The sequence below is a fragment of the Salinifilum aidingensis genome (genome assembly GCF_054782015.1).
Window position 1 is genome coordinate 41,734 of sequence record NZ_BAAGTH010000014.1, and the last position, 19,441, is coordinate 61,174.

The 19,441-nt window shown below is 73.6% G+C and carries 21 protein-coding genes; 10 read left to right on the forward strand and 11 right to left on the reverse strand.

Annotated features, from left to right (window positions below):
- The first annotated feature begins 54 nt into the window (after positions 1 to 54).
- Positions 55 to 927 carry a helix-turn-helix domain-containing protein gene (locus ACYVJE_RS18255; RefSeq protein ID WP_461145399.1) on the forward strand — a complete coding sequence of 291 codons (873 nt, stop codon included), beginning with the start codon at positions 55 to 57 and terminating at the stop codon, positions 925 to 927.
- Entirely contained in the window at positions 924 to 1,316 is a 393-nt protein-coding gene (locus ACYVJE_RS18260; RefSeq protein WP_461145400.1) for a DUF397 domain-containing protein, read from the forward strand. Before ACYVJE_RS18255 ends, ACYVJE_RS18260 begins: the two co-directional genes overlap by 4 nt.
- Positions 1,317 to 1,455: 139 nt before the next feature.
- On the opposite strand, the gene ACYVJE_RS18265 is transcribed toward ACYVJE_RS18260, so the two are convergent.
- Together ACYVJE_RS18265 and menD are read right to left on the reverse strand one after the other, a co-directional pair.
- Complete coding sequence (locus ACYVJE_RS18265) at positions 1,456 to 2,136, reverse strand: hypothetical protein (RefSeq protein ID WP_461145401.1); 681 nt, start codon at positions 2,134 to 2,136, stop codon at positions 1,456 to 1,458.
- 765 nt (positions 2,137 to 2,901) lie between these two features.
- Positions 2,902 to 4,578: a 2-succinyl-5-enolpyruvyl-6-hydroxy-3-cyclohexene-1-carboxylic-acid synthase gene (gene menD / locus ACYVJE_RS18270; RefSeq protein WP_461145402.1), complete on the reverse strand. Its 1,677-nt coding sequence runs from the start codon at positions 4,576 to 4,578 to the stop codon at positions 2,902 to 2,904.
- Positions 4,579 to 4,755: 177 nt separating this feature from the next.
- On the opposite strand from menD, the gene ACYVJE_RS18275 reads away from it, so the two are divergent.
- Entirely contained in the window at positions 4,756 to 5,679 is a 924-nt protein-coding gene (locus ACYVJE_RS18275) for a 1,4-dihydroxy-2-naphthoyl-CoA synthase (RefSeq protein WP_461145403.1), read from the forward strand.
- A gap of 195 nt (positions 5,680 to 5,874) precedes the next feature.
- On the opposite strand, the gene ACYVJE_RS18280 is transcribed toward ACYVJE_RS18275, so the two are convergent.
- The 4 genes from ACYVJE_RS18280 to ACYVJE_RS18295 form a co-directional block, all read right to left on the reverse strand.
- The gene (locus ACYVJE_RS18280) at positions 5,875 to 6,186 is read right to left on the reverse strand and encodes a hypothetical protein (RefSeq protein ID WP_461145404.1); all 312 of its coding nucleotides are present in this window, start codon (positions 6,184 to 6,186) and stop codon (positions 5,875 to 5,877) included.
- A complete protein-coding gene (locus ACYVJE_RS18285; RefSeq protein ID WP_461145405.1) occupies positions 6,183 to 6,344 on the reverse strand; it encodes a hypothetical protein in 162 nt (53 codons plus the stop codon). Before ACYVJE_RS18285 ends, ACYVJE_RS18280 begins: the two co-directional genes overlap by 4 nt.
- Before the next feature lie 428 nt (positions 6,345 to 6,772).
- Positions 6,773 to 6,988, reverse strand: a complete 216-nt coding sequence (locus tag ACYVJE_RS18290; protein ID WP_461145406.1) for a hypothetical protein — start codon at positions 6,986 to 6,988, stop codon at positions 6,773 to 6,775.
- 26 nt (positions 6,989 to 7,014) lie between these two features.
- Entirely contained in the window at positions 7,015 to 7,881 is an 867-nt protein-coding gene (locus ACYVJE_RS18295) for a LuxR C-terminal-related transcriptional regulator (protein WP_461145407.1), read from the reverse strand.
- Between the two features lie 208 nt (positions 7,882 to 8,089).
- Between ACYVJE_RS18295 and ACYVJE_RS18300 the strand changes: the two genes are divergently transcribed.
- A complete protein-coding gene (locus ACYVJE_RS18300) occupies positions 8,090 to 9,625 on the forward strand; it encodes an AMP-binding protein (RefSeq protein ID WP_461145408.1) in 1,536 nt (511 codons plus the stop codon).
- A gap of 191 nt (positions 9,626 to 9,816) precedes the next feature.
- Here ACYVJE_RS18300 and ACYVJE_RS18305 read toward each other — a convergent pair whose 3' ends face one another.
- Positions 9,817 to 10,824, reverse strand: coding sequence for an alcohol dehydrogenase (locus ACYVJE_RS18305; protein WP_461145409.1), 1,008 nt, complete (start codon positions 10,822 to 10,824; stop codon positions 9,817 to 9,819).
- A gap of 142 nt (positions 10,825 to 10,966) precedes the next feature.
- A complete protein-coding gene (locus tag ACYVJE_RS18310; RefSeq protein WP_459157504.1) occupies positions 10,967 to 11,386 on the reverse strand; it encodes an organic hydroperoxide resistance protein in 420 nt (139 codons plus the stop codon).
- A 377-nt stretch (positions 11,387 to 11,763) separates the two neighbouring features.
- On the opposite strand from ACYVJE_RS18310, the gene ACYVJE_RS18315 reads away from it, so the two are divergent.
- The 4 genes from ACYVJE_RS18315 (at position 11,764) to ACYVJE_RS18330 (ending at position 15,450) form a co-directional block, all read left to right on the forward strand.
- Entirely contained in the window at positions 11,764 to 12,300 is a 537-nt protein-coding gene (locus ACYVJE_RS18315) for a hypothetical protein (protein WP_461145410.1), read from the forward strand.
- Positions 12,276 to 13,007 (forward strand): AMIN-like domain-containing (lipo)protein, encoded by a 732-nt coding sequence (locus ACYVJE_RS18320; protein WP_461145411.1) that lies wholly within the window; start codon positions 12,276 to 12,278, stop codon positions 13,005 to 13,007. Before ACYVJE_RS18315 ends, ACYVJE_RS18320 begins: the two co-directional genes overlap by 25 nt.
- Positions 13,008 to 13,299: 292 nt before the next feature.
- Positions 13,300 to 14,550: an o-succinylbenzoate--CoA ligase gene (gene menE, locus ACYVJE_RS18325; RefSeq protein WP_461145412.1), complete on the forward strand. Its 1,251-nt coding sequence runs from the start codon at positions 13,300 to 13,302 to the stop codon at positions 14,548 to 14,550.
- Positions 14,551 to 14,577: 27 nt separating this feature from the next.
- Positions 14,578 to 15,450 carry a 1,4-dihydroxy-2-naphthoate polyprenyltransferase gene (locus tag ACYVJE_RS18330; protein ID WP_461145413.1) on the forward strand — a complete coding sequence of 291 codons (873 nt, stop codon included), beginning with the start codon at positions 14,578 to 14,580 and terminating at the stop codon, positions 15,448 to 15,450.
- Between the two features lie 214 nt (positions 15,451 to 15,664).
- Here ACYVJE_RS18330 and ACYVJE_RS18335 read toward each other — a convergent pair whose 3' ends face one another.
- Together ACYVJE_RS18335 and ACYVJE_RS18340 are read right to left on the reverse strand one after the other, a co-directional pair.
- Positions 15,665 to 16,297 carry a DUF3558 family protein gene (locus ACYVJE_RS18335; RefSeq protein ID WP_461145414.1) on the reverse strand — a complete coding sequence of 211 codons (633 nt, stop codon included), beginning with the start codon at positions 16,295 to 16,297 and terminating at the stop codon, positions 15,665 to 15,667.
- A 281-nt stretch (positions 16,298 to 16,578) separates the two neighbouring features.
- Complete coding sequence (locus tag ACYVJE_RS18340; protein ID WP_461145415.1) at positions 16,579 to 16,977, reverse strand: DUF4229 domain-containing protein; 399 nt, start codon at positions 16,975 to 16,977, stop codon at positions 16,579 to 16,581.
- 189 nt (positions 16,978 to 17,166) lie between these two features.
- On the opposite strand from ACYVJE_RS18340, the gene ACYVJE_RS18345 reads away from it, so the two are divergent.
- Complete coding sequence (locus tag ACYVJE_RS18345; protein WP_459160091.1) at positions 17,167 to 17,403, forward strand: BldC family transcriptional regulator; 237 nt, start codon at positions 17,167 to 17,169, stop codon at positions 17,401 to 17,403.
- Between the two features lie 195 nt (positions 17,404 to 17,598).
- Positions 17,599 to 17,793, forward strand: coding sequence for a hypothetical protein (locus ACYVJE_RS18350; protein ID WP_459157512.1), 195 nt, complete (start codon positions 17,599 to 17,601; stop codon positions 17,791 to 17,793).
- Positions 17,794 to 17,854: 61 nt separating this feature from the next.
- On the opposite strand, the gene ACYVJE_RS18355 is transcribed toward ACYVJE_RS18350, so the two are convergent.
- Complete coding sequence (locus ACYVJE_RS18355) at positions 17,855 to 19,375, reverse strand: MinD/ParA family ATP-binding protein (RefSeq protein ID WP_461145416.1); 1,521 nt, start codon at positions 19,373 to 19,375, stop codon at positions 17,855 to 17,857.
- Positions 19,376 to 19,441 lie beyond the last annotated feature (66 nt).

Below are 19,441 nucleotides of genomic sequence, written 5' to 3' on the forward strand. Positions count from 1 at the left end.
CTGTGGTACTGAGATCAGTGCACTGCTGATTCAGGACAGGTGGGAGCGGCACTGATGGGACACGCGCCGGAATCGAGCACGGTGCAGGCACTGGAGCTGGGCCTGCGTCTGCGCGAGCGCCGTGAGCAGCTGGGATTGACCTTGAACGCGGTCGGCAAGGAAACGGGTGTCGGCGGTAACAACCTGTCCTCGATCGAGATCGCCAAGCGCAAGCTCACCGCGACGAAGCTCACCGAGCTGGCGAAGGTCTACGAGCTGTCCGAGCAGCAGCTCGGCGAGCTCGAGGCGCTGCGCAGCCGGGCCGAGCAGCGGGAGTGGTGGGACGACTACGCCCGGCTGTACTCGGAGGAGTTCCTGCGGTTCATCGGCTTGGAAGCGGGCGCCTCGACCGTCCGCGAGTACGCGGCCGAGACCGTCCCCGGCCTGTTGCAGACAGCGGACTACGCGCGGGCGATGATTCGAGGCGGATCGCCCTACATCAAGCCCGTCGACGTCGGCCCCCGCGTCGAATCGCGTCTCGCCCGGCAGGTGCGACTGGACGATCCCGAACCGATCGACCTCACGGTCGTCATCGGACAGACGGCTCTGCGGCAGGAGGTCGGCAACCGCGAAGTCATGGCCTACCAGCTCGCCCGCTTGGCCAAGCTCAGCGAGGAGCGCCGCGACCAGATCAAGATCCACGTCATGCCCTACGCGGCCGGCGCGCACCCCGTGATCGGTGGAGCGCTCAAAATCCTCTCCTTCGAATCCCGCCTGCTGCCCGACATGGCCTGGCAGGAAACCGTCACCACGGGCTCCCTGATCGAGAAGCCCCACGTGGTCAGGGAGTTGAGCGCCAGCCTCGACGAGGCGACCGACCGCGCGCTGGACCTCGACGACTCGCTTGAGATCATCCACGAGGTCCGCGAGGAGATGGAGAGGCGATGAACACCGACACCCGGTCCCCCGGCCCGGCCACGGGCTGGTTCAAGAGCACGTTCAGCAACCCGTCGCAGGACTGCGTCGAGGTCCTCTTCGACACCGAGCACGTCCACGTCCGCGACAGCAAGGACCAGGGCACCGGACTGGTCCTCACCCTCGACGCCCGGCACTGGCCCGACTTCCTCGCCGAAGCGCTCGGCACCGTTGAGACCGGCAGCAACCGCGCCCTGCGCATCCGACCGACCGACGACGGCGGCGCCCGGCTGCGCACCCCCGACGGCGGCACCGCGCTGACCTTCACCCCCGCCGAATGGGACGCCTTCACCGCAGGAGCCCGAACCGGCGAATTCGACCTCCCCAACGCACGTCACGCCGAAGCACCGGCCATGCGCTGACGCCCCGGCTAGGAGCCGACCGGGCTCCGCGGCACCGACGACCAGGGGAACTTGCCCGACCTTTCGTGGCGAGCCGCCGAACGCGGCGCGTCCCGAGCACGGGGAGTTCCTGCCAGCTGGTGTCCCGGCCGGCGTACGGCTACGGGTGAGGCCGTTCGAGCGGGCAAGCAGCCAGCACGCTCGGAACCCGGCAGCCTGCTGCGACCCAGCCGACGAGGGCCTCGTCGATGTAGCTCAGCAGCGCCGTGATTTCGTCGTGGCGCTCTTTGAGGGGGTGGTTCCAGATCCTCTCGTGGTGAGCGAGCCGGTTCCGGAATTCGTGCAGGTTGATGACCGGCCGTTCGATGGTGGTGCGTGCCCGGTCGGGGGCGTGGGGGAAGCCGCCGGCGAGGTCGGGCCACAAGGCGGTGTAGCGCTTGGCCAGCAAGAACCGCCAGAAACCGAATCCGAGTTCGCTGAGCACCTGCCCGTCGCTCTCCGGCTTGCCCTTGGTGCGGACACGCTGCCGAGCCTTGGCGATGTCCTTCCGCGCACGCCCGTCCAGTTCACGGGCCGTGTCCTCCAGCCAGGAGCCTGTGCGGCCAGCAGCAGCGTGCCGTTCGCTCAGACGGCTGGCCAGCACGTTGCGGAGCACCACTTCCAGATGGCTCAGGGTCTCCCAGAACGCGCCGCTGATCCGGGTATTCCACCGGTACAACTCGAGCGCCATAGCCGGGTCACCGCCGCAAACGTCGAGATACCCCTGCATCCGGGGCCGCCCGAACAGCAGCACGGTGCTTCCCGCGTGCTCGCCGTCGTGCGAGTTGTGAGCGAACAGCACGCTCGGGTACTGTAATTGACGAAGACCTCAGAACGGTCCCTGGTAGTCACCTCGGTGACAGGCCAAACCGCTGAGGTTTCGGCTTCGAAGGGCGCCGCCAGACGGGCGGCGCCCTTTTTTCGCTCCGGCCCCGCTGCGCTCCGGCCCCGCTGGGCGGGGTCGACCGCGTCTTGCGGGGCGGAAGCCTCGAACCGAGCGGGCTGAGGCACCCACGCCGAATGGGACGCCTTCACCGCAGGCGCCCGAACCGGCGAATTCGACCTGCCCAACACCGCACCGGCAGAAGCACCGACCGCGCTGACGTCGATGCGCGGTCCCAGCCGGGCGCCCGGCACCGCACGGCAGAGGCGTGCACCGAGACGGCGGGGCGTGCCCGAACTTTCGCGGCGCGCGAGGGACGTGGGAGCTGGCGCACCGCGCGGCCGCGTGCAGCACGACGTCCTCGTCGCTGGCCGGCCGATCAGGCCGCTGCGCACCACGGCCGGGTGCAACGCGCGCCAGGCACGAAGTGTTCCGGAGGCCCCCGCTCCGTGATCCCCTCCCCCGGTGGACGGATCAGCGGCCAGCTGCGGGCCAGGACGTTCGAGCGGGCAGGCAGCGAGCGCAGTCGACCCCACCACCCGCCGCCAACCACTCTTCAGGATGAGCACGACACGCCGGCGCTGTATCACGTGCACGCCCGCACTACCCGCGCTGACCTGCGATCCCCTCTCTGGAACGAATCCAATCTGACTCCGGGCCCGAGCGCTCCCCGAGCCCGAGCGCTCAACCCAGCACGGCCGAGCGCACGGCCTCGCGCAACCGCTCGTGCACCCCGGCGAGCCCGGCGCGCTCGGTGCGCACCTCCACCACGCGCAGCCCCGGTCGGGGTTGCAACGCCTCGACCAGCTCGACCCGCTCAGTGGCGACGACGTGCTCCACCCCGTGCGCGGCGCACAGCGCGGCCAGGTCCGTGCCGTGCGGGGTGCCGAAGACGCGCTCGAACGCCGCCGCGTGCTCCGGTCGCGCCTGCTCCAGCAGCGCGAAGATCCCGCCGCCGTCGTCGTTGACCACGACGACCGTCAGGTCCGGTGGCGCCTCGCCCGACCCGGCCAGCAGGCCGTTGCTGTCGTGCAGGAACGTCAGGTCCCCCAGCAGCGCGTACGCGGGGCCCTCGTGCGCGAGCGCCGCCCCCGCGGCCGTGGACACCGTGCCGTCGATGCCGGCCACGCCCCGGTTGCGGTGCACCGCGACGTCCGGCCGCTGCCGCGCGGCCAGCGCGACGTCCCGCGTCGGGTTCGACGAGCCGAGCACGAGCAGCGACTCCGGCGGCAGCGCGTCCACCACGTCCCGCGCCACGGCCACACCGCTGGGCCAGCGCTCCAGGTCGAGCGCGTGGTGCAGCGCCGCGGCGGCCTTCTGGTCGGCCTGCTGCCACGCGGTGGTCCACTCCGCATCAGCCGTGCCGGCCTCGGGCAGGCCGGCCGCGTCGGCGACCTGGCGGACGTTGTGCGCGGGAGCTGGCCAGTCCGCGCCGGACCGCACCAGCAGCACCTCCACCCCGTCCTGGGCGAGCAGCCGCTGCACCTGGCGGAACACGGTGGGGCGCCCGAAGCAGACCACCTGCTCCGGCTGGTGCTCGGCGAGGAACTCCGGCAGGTTCAGCAGCCACATCCCGGTGCTCAACGCGCCGTCGCCGCCCGCGCCGACACCACCGGTCTCGGCCAGCACGGGCCAGCCGAGCCGCCGCCCCAGCTCGGCGGCCTCACCGCGCAGGTCGGCCTCGGCGACGAGCACGACGCCGCGGCGCGCGGTGATCCGCGTGAGCGCGCTCGGGGCCGTTTCGGCGCTGCGCACGTCCGTCCACGGCCCGCCGTCGGCGCGGCCGGTCAGCGGCTCGCACCAGTCCTGCTCGCCGTCGGGCACCAGCGGTTCCCGCAGCGGCAGGTTCAGCTGCACCGGACCGGGCCTGCCCGGCCCGAGCGCGGCGGCGCGCGCGCGGCAGACCTGGCTGCGCCAGTAGGCGTTCTGCCCGGCGCGGTGCTCGGCCACGGCGAGCTCGTCGAACATCCGCACCGCGGTGCCGAACAGCCCGTGCTGGTCGATGGCCTGGTTCGCGCCCGCGGCCCGCAGCTCCGGCGGGCGGTCGGCGGTGAGCACGAGCAGCGGCACCCCGGAGTGGTCGGCCTCGGCGACCGCGGGGTGCAGGTTCGCCGCCGCGGTGCCGGAGGTGCACACCACGGCCACCGGAACGCCGGTGCGCGCGGCCAGCCCCAGGGCGAGGAACCCGCCGCTGCGCTCGTCGATGCGCACGTGCAACCGCAGCCGGCCGGCCTGCTCGGCGCGGTGCAGCGCGAAGGACAGCGGAGCGTTGCGGGAGCCGGGAGCGAGGACGACGTGCTCCGCACCGTTCCGGACCAGCTCGTCGACCAGGACCTCGGCCTGCGCCGTGGACGGATTCACCTAGCCTCCAATCGGTGGAAGCCCCGACCGGGGCGGCCCGCCGGTGGGCTCCGCACCCGCCATCGTCTCCCCGCCGCGCACCCGGGGCGCACCGCCCCTGGCCGAGGGTGGGCCCGCCCACTCGGGAACTCGCGGCCGCGGTCACCCCGGAACCGCGCGCCGACTATCGTCCCAGGCGTGCAGAACGCGAACGTTTCCGAGCTGTTCGACCCGGACGTGTGGGACCCCGTCGCCGGGTTCGAGTTCACCGACATCACCTACCACCGCTGCACCGAGGACGGCCCCGGCCGGGGCACGGTGCGCATCGCCTTCGACCGGCCCGACGTGCGCAACGCCTTCCGCCCGAACACGGTCGACGAGCTGTTCCGCGCGCTCGACCACGCCCGCATGAGCAGCGACGTCGGCTGCGTGCTGCTCACCGGCAACGGCCCTTCCGGCAAGGACGGCGGCTGGTCGTTCTGCTCCGGCGGGGACCAGCGCATCCGCGGGCGCTCCGGCTACCGCTACGCCGAGGGGGAGACGGCGGAGACGGCCGACCCGGCGCAGGCCGGCCGGCTGCACATCCTCGAGGTGCAGCGGCTCGTCCGGTTCATGCCCAAGCCCGTCATCGCGGTGGTGCCCGGCTGGGCCGCCGGCGGCGGGCACAGCCTGCACGTGGTCTGCGACATGACGCTGGCCAGCGCCGAGCACGCCCGGTTCAAGCAGACCGACGCGGACGTGGCCAGCTTCGACGGCGGTTTCGGCTCGGCCTACCTGGCGCGGCAGGTGGGGCAGAAGTTCGCCCGCGAGATCTTCTTCCTCGGCCGCCCGTACGACGCCGAGCAGGCCCACGAGATGGGCATGGTCAACGAGGTCGTCGCGCACGAGGAGCTGGAACGCACCGCGCTGCAGTGGTCCCGCGAGATCAACGGCAAGTCGCCGACGGCGCAGCGGATGCTCAAGTACGCCTTCAACGCGCTCGACGACGGTCTCGTCGGCCAGCAGCTGTTCGCCGGCGAGTCCACCCGCCTGGCCTACATGACCGACGAGGCCCAGGAGGGCCGCGACGCGTTCCTGGAGAAGCGCCGACCCGACTGGGAGCAGTTCCCCTGGTACTACTGATCGACCAGTAGCATCGCCCGCTCCCGCGCCGCTGCGCTGCCGAGGGGTGTCGGATCAGCCGGGTCACCGCGGTTCGTTCCGACTGCTGAGCGCGGCCGCGGGGCCCGCTGAGCACCGCCACGAGCACGTGCCGCGCCGGAGACCCGGCCGCGGGTCGGGCGGCTGACGCGGCGCAGTCCACCAGTCGCTGGGCGGTCAGTCGGGGTGCGGGCCGATGGTGAGGATCGTGATCGCGTCCGCCCGCGGGCCGTAGTACCACCAGATCAGCCACGCGCCCGGCGTGCGGTTCTCGACGTACGACTCCCACACGTCCTCGCCGTCGAGACCCCGCATCGACTCGTACTCGTGCGACTGCAGGGCCGGATACCCCGGCCCTGCATCGCGCAGTTTCCGCAGGGCCTCGGCCACCTTCTCGCGTTTGGCGCGGTAGGAGGTCGAGTTCTCCAGATCCTCGAGGACCTTCTCGGCTTCACTGGTGAACAACAGGTGGTAGGGCGGTGCGCTCACGCCTGGGCGTCCTCGTCGTCATCGTCGGTCGCGTTGCGGTCGATGAAGTCGTCCCGCCGGGACACGCCGCCCTCGGCGGCGTCGTGCATGCCACGGAGCAGCGACGCCTTGACCTGTTCGTCCTCCCAGACGACCTTCTCCCGCTGCGGAATGCCCACCAGCGGGTCAGCAGGATCTGCCCTTCCTCGTTGCGGGAGACGGCGAAGCGGGTCGCGGAGTTCTCCCCCAGCGCGCGGCCGACGGCGACGCGCCCCCTCTCATCGGCGGCGACTTCGGTGACGGGTTCGAACCCGGCCAGTGTGGTCATGACCGCCCTCCCTGTGGCGTGTCATTGCCGCGCGCTCCCCGCTGTGCCCGAATGTGGGAATGTGGGCAATACCCACGTGGGGCCGGTGCTGGTCCGCGTCCGCCCCTCCGCGGACCAGGCGGCGGTGCTGGACGAGCTGTCCGGCGAGCTCGGCGTGCCGGTGGCGACCTGGCTGCCCGCGCTGCTCACGCCCACCTGCCCGGGCGCAGGGAACCGGAGAACATGTCGTGGCTCGTGCTGGAGGAGCCGGCGGGCGAGGACGGTTGAGCGCTCGAGAGCTCAGCCCGCCGGGAGCTCGGCCCCGCAGCGCGCGCACCGGGTGGGCGGCTCCTGCTCGGCGACCGCTCCGCACTCGGGGCACAGGAGCGCGAGCCAGCACGCGGGATCGCCGCCCCCGTGCTGACCGGCGTCCTGCTCCCCGGTGATCCGCTCCCCGGCGGCGTCCGCCTCGGCGCGCTTCCCGCCCTGCAGGTGCTCGTCCCGCATCCGCCCCACGTCCCCGTTCCTCAGTCCTCGCCCCATCAGGGCAGCAGCCCGAGGCGGCGCGCCGCCAACGCCGCGCTGTGCCGGTCGTGCACCCCGAGCTTGCGCATGGCACCGCCCAGGTAGCTCTTCACGGTCTCCGGCAGGATCTGCAGCCGTTGCGCCGCCTCGGCGTTGGTGCAGCCCAAGCTGATGCAGGCGAGCACGTCGAGCTCGCGCTCCGACAGCCGCGGAGCCGAGCCGCCGGCGGGCGCCGAACGGCCCGCGAGGCCGTCGGTGATCGACGTGATCCGCTCCCGCAACTCCGGGTCGTCGACCTCGGCGGCGAGCTGGCGGAGCTGCGCGTGCGCCGCGCGGACCGCGTCCCAGTCCGCGCTGTCCGGCGGAACCTGCCGCGACCGCAGCTCAGCGCCCTGCGACAACGCCGCCACCCGCCGGTCGACCTCCTCGCGGACCGCCACCTCCCTGCCGACGGACTCCGCCACCCGCATCGCCGCGCGCAGCGTGCGGTCGCCGAACGGCTCGACCCGGCGGATCCCGCCGTAGAGCACCATCCGCACGGAGCGGTTCGCGGTGACCGGCACGGCGAACATCGTCCGCAACCGCTCGCGGGCCACCGGCCGGTCGTAGTCGTGGCTGATCCCGCTGGAGGCCGGGTAGTCGTCCACCGCGCTCGGCCGGCGGCAGGCCACCACGCGCCCGCCGAGGCCCGCGCTGGGAAGCACCCGCAGGTCCTGCAGCGCCCCGGTCTCGGTGCCCCGCAGCGCGCTCAGCACCAGCGCGTCGGAGCCGTCGACGCGTCCGCCGAACACGACCCCGAGCCCCACCTGGCGCTGCAGCGCGCGCACCGCGTTGCGCAGGAGCTGATCGTCCTCGCCCGCGCCGCCGCACGCCTGGACCACCACGGATCGCACCTCCTCGCAGTGCGCGCGTGCGCCCACCCCCGCGCGGGGGTGGCGGAAGTGTGACCCACCGCGCACCCTCACCTCACGTGGCGCTGCAGCGTACCCGCCCGACCCGAGCCGGCGGAGGGGCGCGGGCGCCGCGCCGGCGATCCGGCACCGCCCCCGACGCAGAACCACCGACCAGGGCAGGACCACCGAGGAGGCGAGCATGTTCATCCCCTTCGGCGCGCGCGATTTCCTCGACCGCGCCGCGACCGCCTACGGCGACCGCGTCGGCGTCGTCGACGAGCCCGACCAGCCCGCGCAGCCGCTGGGCGACCTGACCTACGCGCGCCTCGAGGAGCTGGCGCGCGCCCAGGCGGCCGGGCTGGACGCGCTCGGCGTCGAACCCGGCGAACGCGTCGCCGTCGTCTCGCACAACAGCGCGCGCCTGCTGGCCTCGTTCTTCGGCGTGTGCGGGTACGGCAGGGTCCTCGTGCCGATCAACTACCGCCTCTCCCGCGACGAGGTCGCCTACATCGTCGAGCACTCCGGTGCCCGCGTGCTGCTGGTCGACCCCGACCTGGCCGAGCACCTCGCCGACGTGCCGTGCGAGCGCACGATCGTGCTGGGCGCCGACGGCGACGCCGCGATGTACCGGTTCGGCGTCGAGCCGCGGCCGTGGCAGCCGGACGAGAACGCGACGGCGACGATCAACTACACCAGCGGGACCACCGCCCGCCCCAAGGGCGTGGAGATCACCCACCGCAACATCTGGGTCAACGCCACCACCTTCGCCCTGCACGCCGGCGCCACCGACCGCGACGTGTACCTGCACACGCTGCCGATGTTCCACGCCAACGGCTGGGGCATGCCGTTCGGCATGACCGGCGTCGGCGCCAAGCACGTCGTGCTGCGCAAGGTCGACGGGGCGGAGATCCTGCGGCGCGTCGCCGAGCACGGGGTCACCGTCATGTGCGCGGCCCCGGCCGTGGTCAACGCCGTGCTGGCCGCGGCCGCCGAGTGGGACGGCGAGATCCCCGGCCGCGACGGGGTGCGGATCATCGTCGCGGGCGCTCCCCCGCCCACCCGCACCGCCGCGCGCGTGGAGACCGAGCTGGGCTGGGAGTTCGTCCAGATCTACGGGCTGACCGAGACCTCGCCCCTGCTCACCATCAACCGCACCCGCTCCGAGTGGGACGAGCTCGACGCCGAGCAGCGCGCCGGCAAGATCGTCCGCGCCGGCGCGCCCGGGCTGGGCACGAGGATGCGCATCTCCAGCGACGGCGAAGTGCTGGCGCAGTCCAACGTGGTGCTCAAGAGCTACTGGCGCCAGCCGGAGGAGACGGAGGAGAAGCTCGCCGGCGGTTGGTTCCACACCGGCGACGGCGGGTTCCTCGACGACGACGGCTACCTCACCATCAGCGACCGCAAGAAGGACGTCATCATCACCGGCGGCGAGAACGTGTCCTCCGTCGAGGTCGAGGACGCGCTGTTCAGCCACCCCGCGGTGGCCGAGGTCGCCGTGATCGGGGTGCCGCACGAGAAGTGGGGCGAGACGGTCAAGGCGCTCGTCGTGCTGGAGCCGGACTCGCACGCCGCGGAGGCCGAGCTGATCGAGCACTGCAAGGCCCGGTTGGCCCGGTACAAGGCGCCCACCACGGTCGAGTTCCGCGAGGGGTTGGTCCGCACCGCCACGGGCAAGCTGCAGAAGTTCAAGCTCCGCGAGCCGTACTGGTCCGACCGGCAACGCGACATCGGCTGAGCGCCGCGGCCCCGCCGCTGGGCGCCGTGCGGCGGCGTTCGGCGGCGGGGAACACCGCCGGCACTTCGACGTGCGCGCTCGTCCCGGCCCAGCCGAGTTCGGCGAGCCAGTCGCCGATCAGCGCGACGACCTCGTCGGGCCGGGTCAGCGGCGGTGCGCGCCGCCCGCCGGCGTGTCCGCGGTGGTACCGGTCAGGGGGTGAGCACCATCCGGAACCGCGCCTCGTTGTTGATCATCCTCTCGTAGGCCTCGGGCGCCTTTTCCAGCTGCGCGGTCTCGATCATCGGCCGGACCCCGGTCAGCCGGCTGAACCGGAGCGTGTCCTCGGAGTCCTTCGAGGTCCCGGAGGGGTGGCCCACGAGCGAGGCACCCGGCATGATCAGCGCGGGAGCGGTCACCTGCAGCGGATCGTCGGCCGCACCGAGCACCAGCAGTTGTCCGCGGGCCGCGAGTCCGGGCACGGTTCGACTCGCCGCCGCCCCGCTGGACGCCGTCGCCAGCACCACCTGCGCGCCGCCGAGATCGGCCAAGGCCTGACCGGGATCGTTGGCCTGGCTGTCGATGTGGTGGTGCGCGCCCAGCTGGCGGGCGAGGTCGGCCTTGCCGGGCCCGCGGGAGATCGCGACGACCTCCATGCCCATCCGCGCGGCGAACTGGATGCCCAGGTGCCCCAGCCCGCCGACGCCGAGCACGGCGACGCGGTCCCCGGGACGAGCGGTGCTCTCCCGCAGCGCGTGGTAGGTGGTGACCCCGGCGCACAGCAGTGGCGCGGCTTCGACCGAGGACAGCTCGTCGGGCGTGCGAGCCAGAGCATCGGCCGGGACCACGACGTGCTCGGCGTACCCGCCGTCGAAGGTGATGCCGGGGACCACGCCGTTCGGGCAGGTGATGAAGTCGCCCCGCCGGCAGGACTCGCAGTGGTGGCAGGACCCGCCGAACCAGCCGACCCCCACTCGTTCTCCCCGCTGCCACGGTCCGGTCACCGCTGGGCCGAGCTCGTCGATCACCCCCACGACCTCGTGCCCGGGCACGATCGGATAAGGGGTGCTGGGCAGCACTCCCTCCTTGGCCCACATGTCGCTGTGGCAGACCCCGCACGCCTCCACGCGCACCCGCACCTGGTCCCCGCGGACCTCGGGGACCTCGCGTTCGACCAGTTCCAGCGGGGCACCCGCTTCGGCGACCTGCACGGCTCGCATCGTCGCTGCTCCTCGATCCTCGGCGTCTTTCACGGGTGCCCGGAGCGACCTCCGGGCACGGACCCCCGGACCTGCCGGGCGCGTTGCCGGTGCGCGCCCGGCAGGTCCGGGGGTGAGGCGGTCGGGGCGAGGCGATCCCGGGTTACACGGTCGCTCGGAGCGCGACCTCGATGTTGCCGCTCGTCGCCTTCGAGTACGGGCAGACCTGGTGGGCCTGGTGCATGAGGTTGTCGGCGGCCTCCTGCTCCAGCCCCGGGAAGTGGCCGATCAGGGTCACGGCGAGGCCGAAGCTGGTCTCGTCCGGCCCGATGCCGACCTCCGCGTCGATCGTCGTCCCGTCGGGGACCGTGGCACCGCTGTTCTTGGCCGCCAGCCGCATCGCGCCGTGGAAGCACGCGGCGTAGGCCGCTGCGAACAGCTGCTCGGGATTGGTGCCCTCGCCGTCGCCGCCCATCGCCTTCGGCGTCCGCACCGGCTGCTTGATCTGACCGTCCGACGTGTGCACCTGGCCGTCCCGGCCGCCGCCGGTCGAGGTGGCCACTGCGGTGTAGGAAATGCTCATGGTGCTCCTTTTCAGCAGAACGAGATCGACGGCTTGCCGCTGACTACCCCGCACCGCGCGCCGTCACACCCGCTGCTGGATTGCGCGCTGCAGCGCAGCGATTCCGGGCCGACCGGGGACCGCTCGCCACGTTTGCCGGGATGCAGGCGCAGCCCGGCTTTCTCCGTTCTCCCGGCGGGCGCGGCCGGTCGAGTGCTGAGCAGTTCAGTGACGGTCTTCTTGTCGACCTCCGCGGACAGCAGCTGGCGCGCCGCACCAGATGGTCAGCAGCAGCAATCTCGCGTTCGCACGTGCTCGTGCGGACACGAGTGCCGCGGGCAGGGTGTCGGCCTCCCGATCGAAACGCAGCAGCGACGCGCCCCTGCGCAGTTCAGGCGTTGCGTCGCGTCGAACAGGGCGTCCACCTCGTCGTCGGTGGGGTCACGATCGAGCACGAACGTGAACTCGTGGAGGGTCATGCGGCGCTCCGGGCGTTGGTGTTGCCGGTGAGCACGCGTTCAACGGTGATGTCGTGGCAGGCGAACCGGGCACGGGTTCGGCACAGGAACTCGGCGCAGGTCGCGGCCTTCTCATCGGCCGAGGTCCCGGTGCAGGCCAGCCGGGAGTGGTCGTCGAGGGCGGTGTCGAACGAACCCGCCTTGCGAGAGACCGCCGACGAGCACGCGGTGCGGGCCGAGCGCGTCGAGGTGCTCCAGCACCGCGTCGGCCACGTCCCGGCAGTCGAACGGACCCGGCACCGGGCTGCCACCCGGGCGGGGGTGCTGGATGATCTGGACGATCCGGACGATCTGCCGCCCGCAACCCCACCGACCGGCTCCGCGTCCACCGGGCGGCAAGAACGAACTCACCCGCGTCGGCCATCCCGACCGGCGGCCCGCGAGGAGGCCCCATGTTCTTCCGAACGCGAATCCTGAGCACGTCCGTGCTCATCGCCGCGGTCGCGGCATTGGCGGGAACGGCCCACGCCGCCCCGCAGCTGCGAACCGCGGACTCACCGGACGCCGGTCAGCCGCAGCTGGTCGACATCCGCGTCGGGACGCATCCCACCTTCGACCGCGTGGTGTTCGACTACCGCGGCGGCGTGCCCGACGCGGACGTGGAGTACGGCGAGGTCAGGCGAGGCGGCTCGGGACACCCGGTCGACCTGGCGGGTGAGCGCTCGTTGGCGGTCTCCATGCAGCACGTGGCGTGGAACTCGCAGAAGCCGCCGGAAAGGCTGCTGCCGGACCTGCCCCAGCTGGCCGAGGTGAACTACCACACCTTCTTCGAAGGCGCCGCCGAGGTCGGACTGGGCATCAACGGCCCGGACAGGGCACCGCTCAACGTGTTCACGCTGCGCGACCCCGACCGTCTCGTCATCGACGTCGCCCACCCCGGCGCGTGCGGTGACGTCGCGTTCGCGCCCCAGAGCGACCACGGCGCGTTCGGCATCAGTGCCAGCGGTATCGGCTGCGGCCCGGCCCGGGACGCCGCCGCGCTGGCTGATCGGAACTTGGGCGAGCCCTACACGACCCCCGGCGGGTTCTCCTGCCAGCCCCGGAGGAGTCCGGGTGAACTCCCCGAGCACCACTACACGTGCACCCGCGGCGCGACCCAGGAGGTGACTTTCGACGCCAGTTGACGCCCCGCGAGGCTCGGCCGCGCCCGAGGGCGCGGCCGGGCGAGGCGCGAGAACCGGGAGGGCGCCCCCGGATGCGGGGTTCCCCGAGCAGCCGCTCCGCAGGACCGCGGATCACGTCCCGGTTCCGCGCTCCGGGGACGACCGCACCGGGAAGTCCGCAACCGGAACGGCTGCACCGCGCCGCTCCCGCGCTGCGCCCGTCGCTGGCTGCGCCGGAGACGGGCGCTCCGGCCGTGCGCGAACGCGCCGGGAGCCGTCGGTTCCGCGCACCGCGCGGCGGGAGAATGAACGCATGGCCTCCACGCCCCCCGCCCGCCCCCTGCAGCCGCTGCCCGTGCCCGCGGGGGCCGGGGCGCTCAGCGTCCTCCCCGCCCTGCGCCGCGCGCTGCGCGGCGGGGGACCAGCGCTGCTGCCGGTCGGCGAGGACGGCGGGGAGCACGCCCGCACCGTGCGCGCAGCGCTGCGCGCCGGGGAACCGCTGGGGCCCGGCGAGGACGCCGCGGACGACCCGACGGCGCTGGTCGTGCCCACCTCCGGCTCCACGGGCACGCCGAAGGGCGTGCTGCTGCCGGCCTCGGCGCTGCGCGCCTCCGCCGACGCGACGCACCGGGCGCTCGGCGGCCCGGGGCACTGGCTGCTGGCGATGCCCGCGCAGCACATCGCCGGCATCCAGGTGCTCGTGCGCGCGCTCCGGGCCGGGACCGCGCCGCACGCGGTGGACACCGCGGACGGCTTCCGCACCGAGCGGTTCACCGCCGCGGCGCGCGCGGTGCCGGACGACGCCCCCCGCTACACCGCGCTCGTGCCCACGCAGCTCGGCCGCCTGCTCGACGACGACGCGGGGTGCGCGGCGCTGCGCGGTTTCGACGCGGTGCTGCTCGGCGGGGCCGCCACCCCGGCGCACCTGCTCCAGCGGGCCGCGCAGGCGGGCGTGCACGTGGTCACCACCTACGGCATGAGCGAGACCGCCGGCGGCTGCGTCTACGGCGGTTCCCCGCTGGACGTCGCGCAGGTCGCGGTCGACGCGGACGAGCCCGCCGAGCCCGGTCCGGTGCGGCTGGGCGGGCCGATGCTCGCCCGCGGCTACCGGGACCGGCCGGAGCACCCGGCCTTCGCCGGCGGCTGGTTCCGCACCGGCGACCTGGGCCGGTGGCAGGGCGGACTGCTGCGCGTCCTCGGCCGGGCCGACGACGTGATCGTCACCGGCGGGGTGAACATCGCCCCCGCCGAGGTGGAACGCGTGCTCGCCGCCGAGGAGGGCGTGCGGGAGGTGTGCGTGTTCGGCGTCGACGATGCCGAGTGGGGGCGGGCGGTGGCCGCGGCGGTCGTGCCGGCCGGCGGCGAGCCGCTGCCGGCCGATGCCGACGCGGGGCAGCACCCGCTGGTCGCGCGGCTGCGCGCGGCCGTGCGGACGCGGGCGCGGCCGGCCGCGGTGCCGAAGCGCTGGGTGTTCCGCGCGGAGCTGCCGCTGCGGGGACCGGGCAAACCGGACCGCCGGGCCCTCGAGCGGCAGATCACACCGGACGGGCACCGCTCCGGGTGATCGAGCCCGTGCGCGAAGATGGCGGGCATGGCAACAGTCGCGCAGTGGGTGGAAGGCGCCCGCATCCGCACGTTTCCGAACGCGATCGCCCCGGTGCTCGTGGGCACCGGCGCCGCCGCCGGCGTCGACGGCTTCCGGCCGGTGATCGCTGCGCTGGCGCTGGTCGTCGCGCTCGGGTTCATCATCGGCGTGAACTTCGCCAACGACTACTCGGACGGGATCCGCGGCACCGACGCGGACCGGGTGGGGCCGTTCCGGCTGGTCGGTTCCGAAGCGGCCCGGCCCTGGGCGGTGCGGGCCGCGGCGTGGACGTGCTTCGGCGTGGCCGCGCTGGCGGGGATCGGCGTGAGCCTGCTCAGCGGGCACTGGTGGCTGGTCCTCATCGGAGCGGTGTGCATCGCCGGGGCGTGGTTCTACACCGGCGGGTCCCGCCCGTACGGCTACCGGGGCTGGGGCGAGATCGCCGTGTTCCTCTTCTTCGGGATCATCGCCGTGCTCGGCACCCAGTACGCCCAGGCCGGTGAGATCAGCGGGTTCGGCATCGGCGGAGCCGTCGGTGTGGGCGCGCTGTCCAGCGCGGTGCTGGTGTCCAACAACCTCCGCGACATCCCCTCGGACCGCGAGACGGGCAAGCGCACGCTGGCCGTGCTGCTCGGCGACCGGGACACGCGCACGCTCTACGTGGCGCTGGCGCTGATCCCGTTCCTGCTGAGCGTGCTCACCGGCGTGCGCAACACGTGGGCTCTGCTGGGCCTGGTGGCGCTGCCGCTGCTGTTCCTCCCGCTGCGCGTGGTGATCCGCGGCGCCCAGGGCCGCGCCCTGATCCCCGCGGTGCGGGACACGGGCATCGCGATGCTCGTGTGGTCGGTGGTCACCGGCGCCGCGCTCGCCATCGGCTGAGCGCGGGCGCGCCGCCCGATCCGTGCTGTGTCCTCTTCGGACAGCTGCGGACCCGGGGAACGAGCCGCTCCGGCACGAGGGCCGCGGGGAGTCCGGGCTGCCCCGAGGAGTTCGGGCCGGGCGGACGCTCGGGTCCGATTCGGACGGAACGCGGGAGGGCGGTCGCGGGGACGCCGGCCTGGCCGGTCGTTTCCGCGATGTCGTGCAGCGCGAACTACTCGACGAGCGCGGGCCTGAGGTAGGTGGTGACGTCCTCGGCGAGCTCGCACTGGTCGGTGCCCGACTCGGGCTGGACCAGGGTGACCTGCAGCGTCGCGTCCGCGACGGGGGTGTAAACGGTGCAGCTGTTCGCCCGCAGGGTGCGCGTGGCCTGCGGCGGCTCCTCCTGCGCCGAGGAGGTCGGGGCCGCCGAGGTGGACGTCTCCGCGCTCAGCTCGTCGAGTTCGACCTCCTCGCGCCCGAGATCGGCGAAGCCGGGGGGCTGGGCCCCGAGCAGGACCGAGCGGGGCCCGTCGGGAGCGGGGAACTCGCAGCCGGGCACGCGCGGCCCGGTCCCCGCGGTGCGCGGCGTCCCCCTGTCGACCGGGAACGCGAGCCCCGCGAGCTTGCCCGGGGAGACGAGCCCGCAGATGTCCTCGGCGGTGAGGTCGGAGAGCCGGACGCGCTGCTGCGGCGGCACGTGGCGGGGAGCGCTCGGGGCCGTCGAGGTCGGCGGGGCGCTGGAGGTGGACGGCTGCTGCTCCTGCGGGCCCTCCGGCTCCCCGGGGGAGCACGCGGCGAGTCCCCACGCGGCGAGTCCCAGCGCCACCGCGCCGACAGCCGCGACCGCGCGTCCTGCTGACCGCACACGCACCTCCTCCTCGTGGTGGCCCCCTCCTCGTGGCGGCACCAGTGTCCCCCCCGGCGGGGGGACAGCAGCAGGCGCCCTCCTGCGCCCCCCTCGAGCACCGATCGGGGAGATTTACATCACAGGAGGGTGGTGCGCGGGCGGCTCGCGGGCCCGCTGCGGGCCCGCGGACCAACGACCGTTTACCGAAGAGGTAAAACAGGCACGGCCCTGGTAAAGGAGACACGGCCCCACCCGCGGACGACCACCGGGGGCGCCCGCCCGGAGCAGCCGCCGGCCGCTCAGGCGCCCGCCGAACCGCCGCCCTCGCCGCGCAGCTCCGCGCGCAGGACCTCGCGCCGGGCCTGCCGCGCCTGCTTGCGCACCGCGATCCCGGTGGCGACGCGCCGCCGCAGCGCGCCGAAGACCAGCATCGACACCGGCATCACCACGACCACGGACACCGCCGCGGCCACCAGGAACGGCACACCGAGCAGGGTGAGCACGGCCGCGACGACCACGAGCATGCCCAGGCGCGCGAGCGTGTACAGCGCGATGTCACCGGCGAGCCGCGCCGCGGGCCACTCCTGCTCAGCGGACTGCCGACTGTCCGGCGCGGACTGCTCGGCCGCGTCGGGCTGCTCCACCGGGTCGGAGCGCCCGGGCGTGCCGGGCTGCTCCGCAGATTCCTGTTCTCGCACGTCAACCAGCATACGCAGGGCGCCGGCGGCAGCGGTCGACGGCTCGTCGCGCCCGGAATGATCCTGATCCGGCGCTTCATCCCTTACTTTCCCTTTACCTGGACCCAAAGGTTCGAGTACCTGGCCGCACCGATGCCAACATGCGACCGGAATGCCCGAATGCCCGCATTGAGGAGGTCGCTCGTGACCGTGACAACCCAAGCGACGACGCCGCAGCAGAACCAGAGCGGTCAGGAGCAGTTGCTGACTCCCGGCGAGGTCGCCGCGATGTTCCGCGTGGACCCCAAGACCGTGACCCGCTGGGCCACGGCCGGCCGGATCGGTTCCATCCGCACCCCGGGCGGGCACCGCCGCTTCCGCGAATCCGAGGTGCGGACCCTGCTCGCCGAGCTCACCAACGACGCGGGTGCCGGCCAGAACTTCTGACGCGCGGCCCGGGGCCACGCCCGTCCTGCAGGAGGTCTTCCTCCGCCCCCGACGACGGCGGACGTGGCTCCGGAGCACCGGTCCCCTTCGGCGCGGGCCGCGACGCCGGCCCGCCGGTGGCGGAACCCGCTCGAGTCAGCGACATCCCCGCCACGATTGGCTACTCTCGGAAGTGGACGCGTTGGAGGTGGACCGATGATCTATGTCCTGGCAGCGATCGGTGCGGTGGCGCTCATCGTGCTGGTGTGGAAGGCGTTCGGACCGACGCCGGACCAGGCGTCGGACGACACGCCGCGCCAGGCCCCCCTCGCCCCCGACGACGACCCCGAGTTCCTCCGACGCATCGACGAGCAGCAGCGCAAGTCCAACAACAGCGACGAGGGCGAGTGACCGGCGGCCGCCGGCCCGCTACGCCACCGAGCGCCGCGGACGCCCCGCGTCCGCGGCGCTGTCAGCCCTGCGCCTGCCGCCCCGGCGCGTAGGGGAAGTCGTCGGCCACCAGCGCCGCCAGCTGGAGCATCGCCAGCCGCGTCGGCCCCGCCAACCGGTCCAGGTCCACTTCGGCGCCCTCCTCGAGGTGCGCGTCGAAGGGGATCTTGATGACGGCGCGGCAGCGCGCCTCGAAGTGCTGGGCGAGCTTGGACACGTCGACCTTCCCGGAGGACGGCCGCACCCCGTTGATGATCGCGATCGAGCGGGAGACGAGGTCGCCGTAGCCGTGCGCGTCGAGCCAGTCGACGGTGGCCGAGGCGCTGCGCGCCCCGTCGATCGAGCTGGACGAGACGATGACCAGCGAGTCGGCGAGGTCGAGCACGCCCTTCATCGCCGAGTGCATCAGCCCCGTGCCGCAGTCGGTGAGCACGAGGTTGTAGAAGTGCTCGAGCACGGTGGCGGTGCGCCGGTAGTCGTCCTCGCTGAACGCCTCGGACACGGCCGGGTCCTGCTCGCTGGCGAGGACCTCGAGGCGGCTCGGGCCCTGCGAGGTGTAGGCGCGCACGTCGCTGTACTTGCGGATGCGCTGGGAGTCCCGCAGCAGGTGCCGCACGGTGGCCGCCGTCTCCTGCGGGATCTTCTGGCTCAGCGTCCCCCGGTCCGGGTTCGCGTCGACGGCGACGACGCGGTCACCGCGCAGCGAGGCGAACGTGGAGCCGAGCCCCGCCGTGGCCGTGGTCTTGCCGACGCCGCCCTTCAGGCTCAGCATCGCGATCTTGTAGCAGCCGTGCAGCGGCTGGTTGATCCGGTTGACGAGCTCGCGGCGCTGCTTGTCGGCGGGGCTCTCCCCGAGGTTGATGGTCTTGCCGCTGGCCACGTACACGGCCTTGCGCCACCCGGAGCGGGGCGGGCGTTTGGCCTGCCGGAGCAGCTGCGCCGAGGACAGGTCCTGCGCCGGATCGGCGGAAGCACCGCCCTGCCCCTGCGGTGCAGGGGGCCGTCCCTGCGGCACGGGGGTGCCGGACGGCTGGCCGGGGGCGTAGCCCCCGACCGGGGCGGGCGGTCCGGCCTGGCCCGGCGACGGGGGCGGTCCGGGCTGCACGGGCTGGCCCGGCGCAGGTTGGCCCGGTGCCTGCTGCCCGGGCGCTGCTGGCGGCTGCCCCGGGGCTGGCGGCTGCCCCGGGGCTGGCGGCTGCTGGTACCAGGCGGGCGCGACCGGAAAGCCGCCGGAGCCCTCCCCGCTGCCCGGCTGCCCGCTGCCCGGCTGCTGCGCCGGGAAGGGGCCGGACTGCGCACCGTTCCCCGCCTGCGGGGCCGGTGCCGCGGGCTGCGCCCCGGAGGGAGCGGAGTCCGGCTGCGGCGCGGCGTCCCGGTGCGCGTTCGGGTCCACGTAGGACGGAGTCGGGTGGGCCGGTTTGGTGGCCGGTTCCGCGTACCCGTCGTTGCCGCCACCGGGATTCGCGACGTCCGCGGCGGGAACGTCGTCCTGCGTCGTACCGGAATCCGGCCGCGTCTCGGGCTCCTCGTACCGTCCGGTCACCGTTGCCTTCCCTCCCAGTTCACGTCGAGCCCGCGGAGGAGCGATCTCCGCGGGAGCAACCCCGAT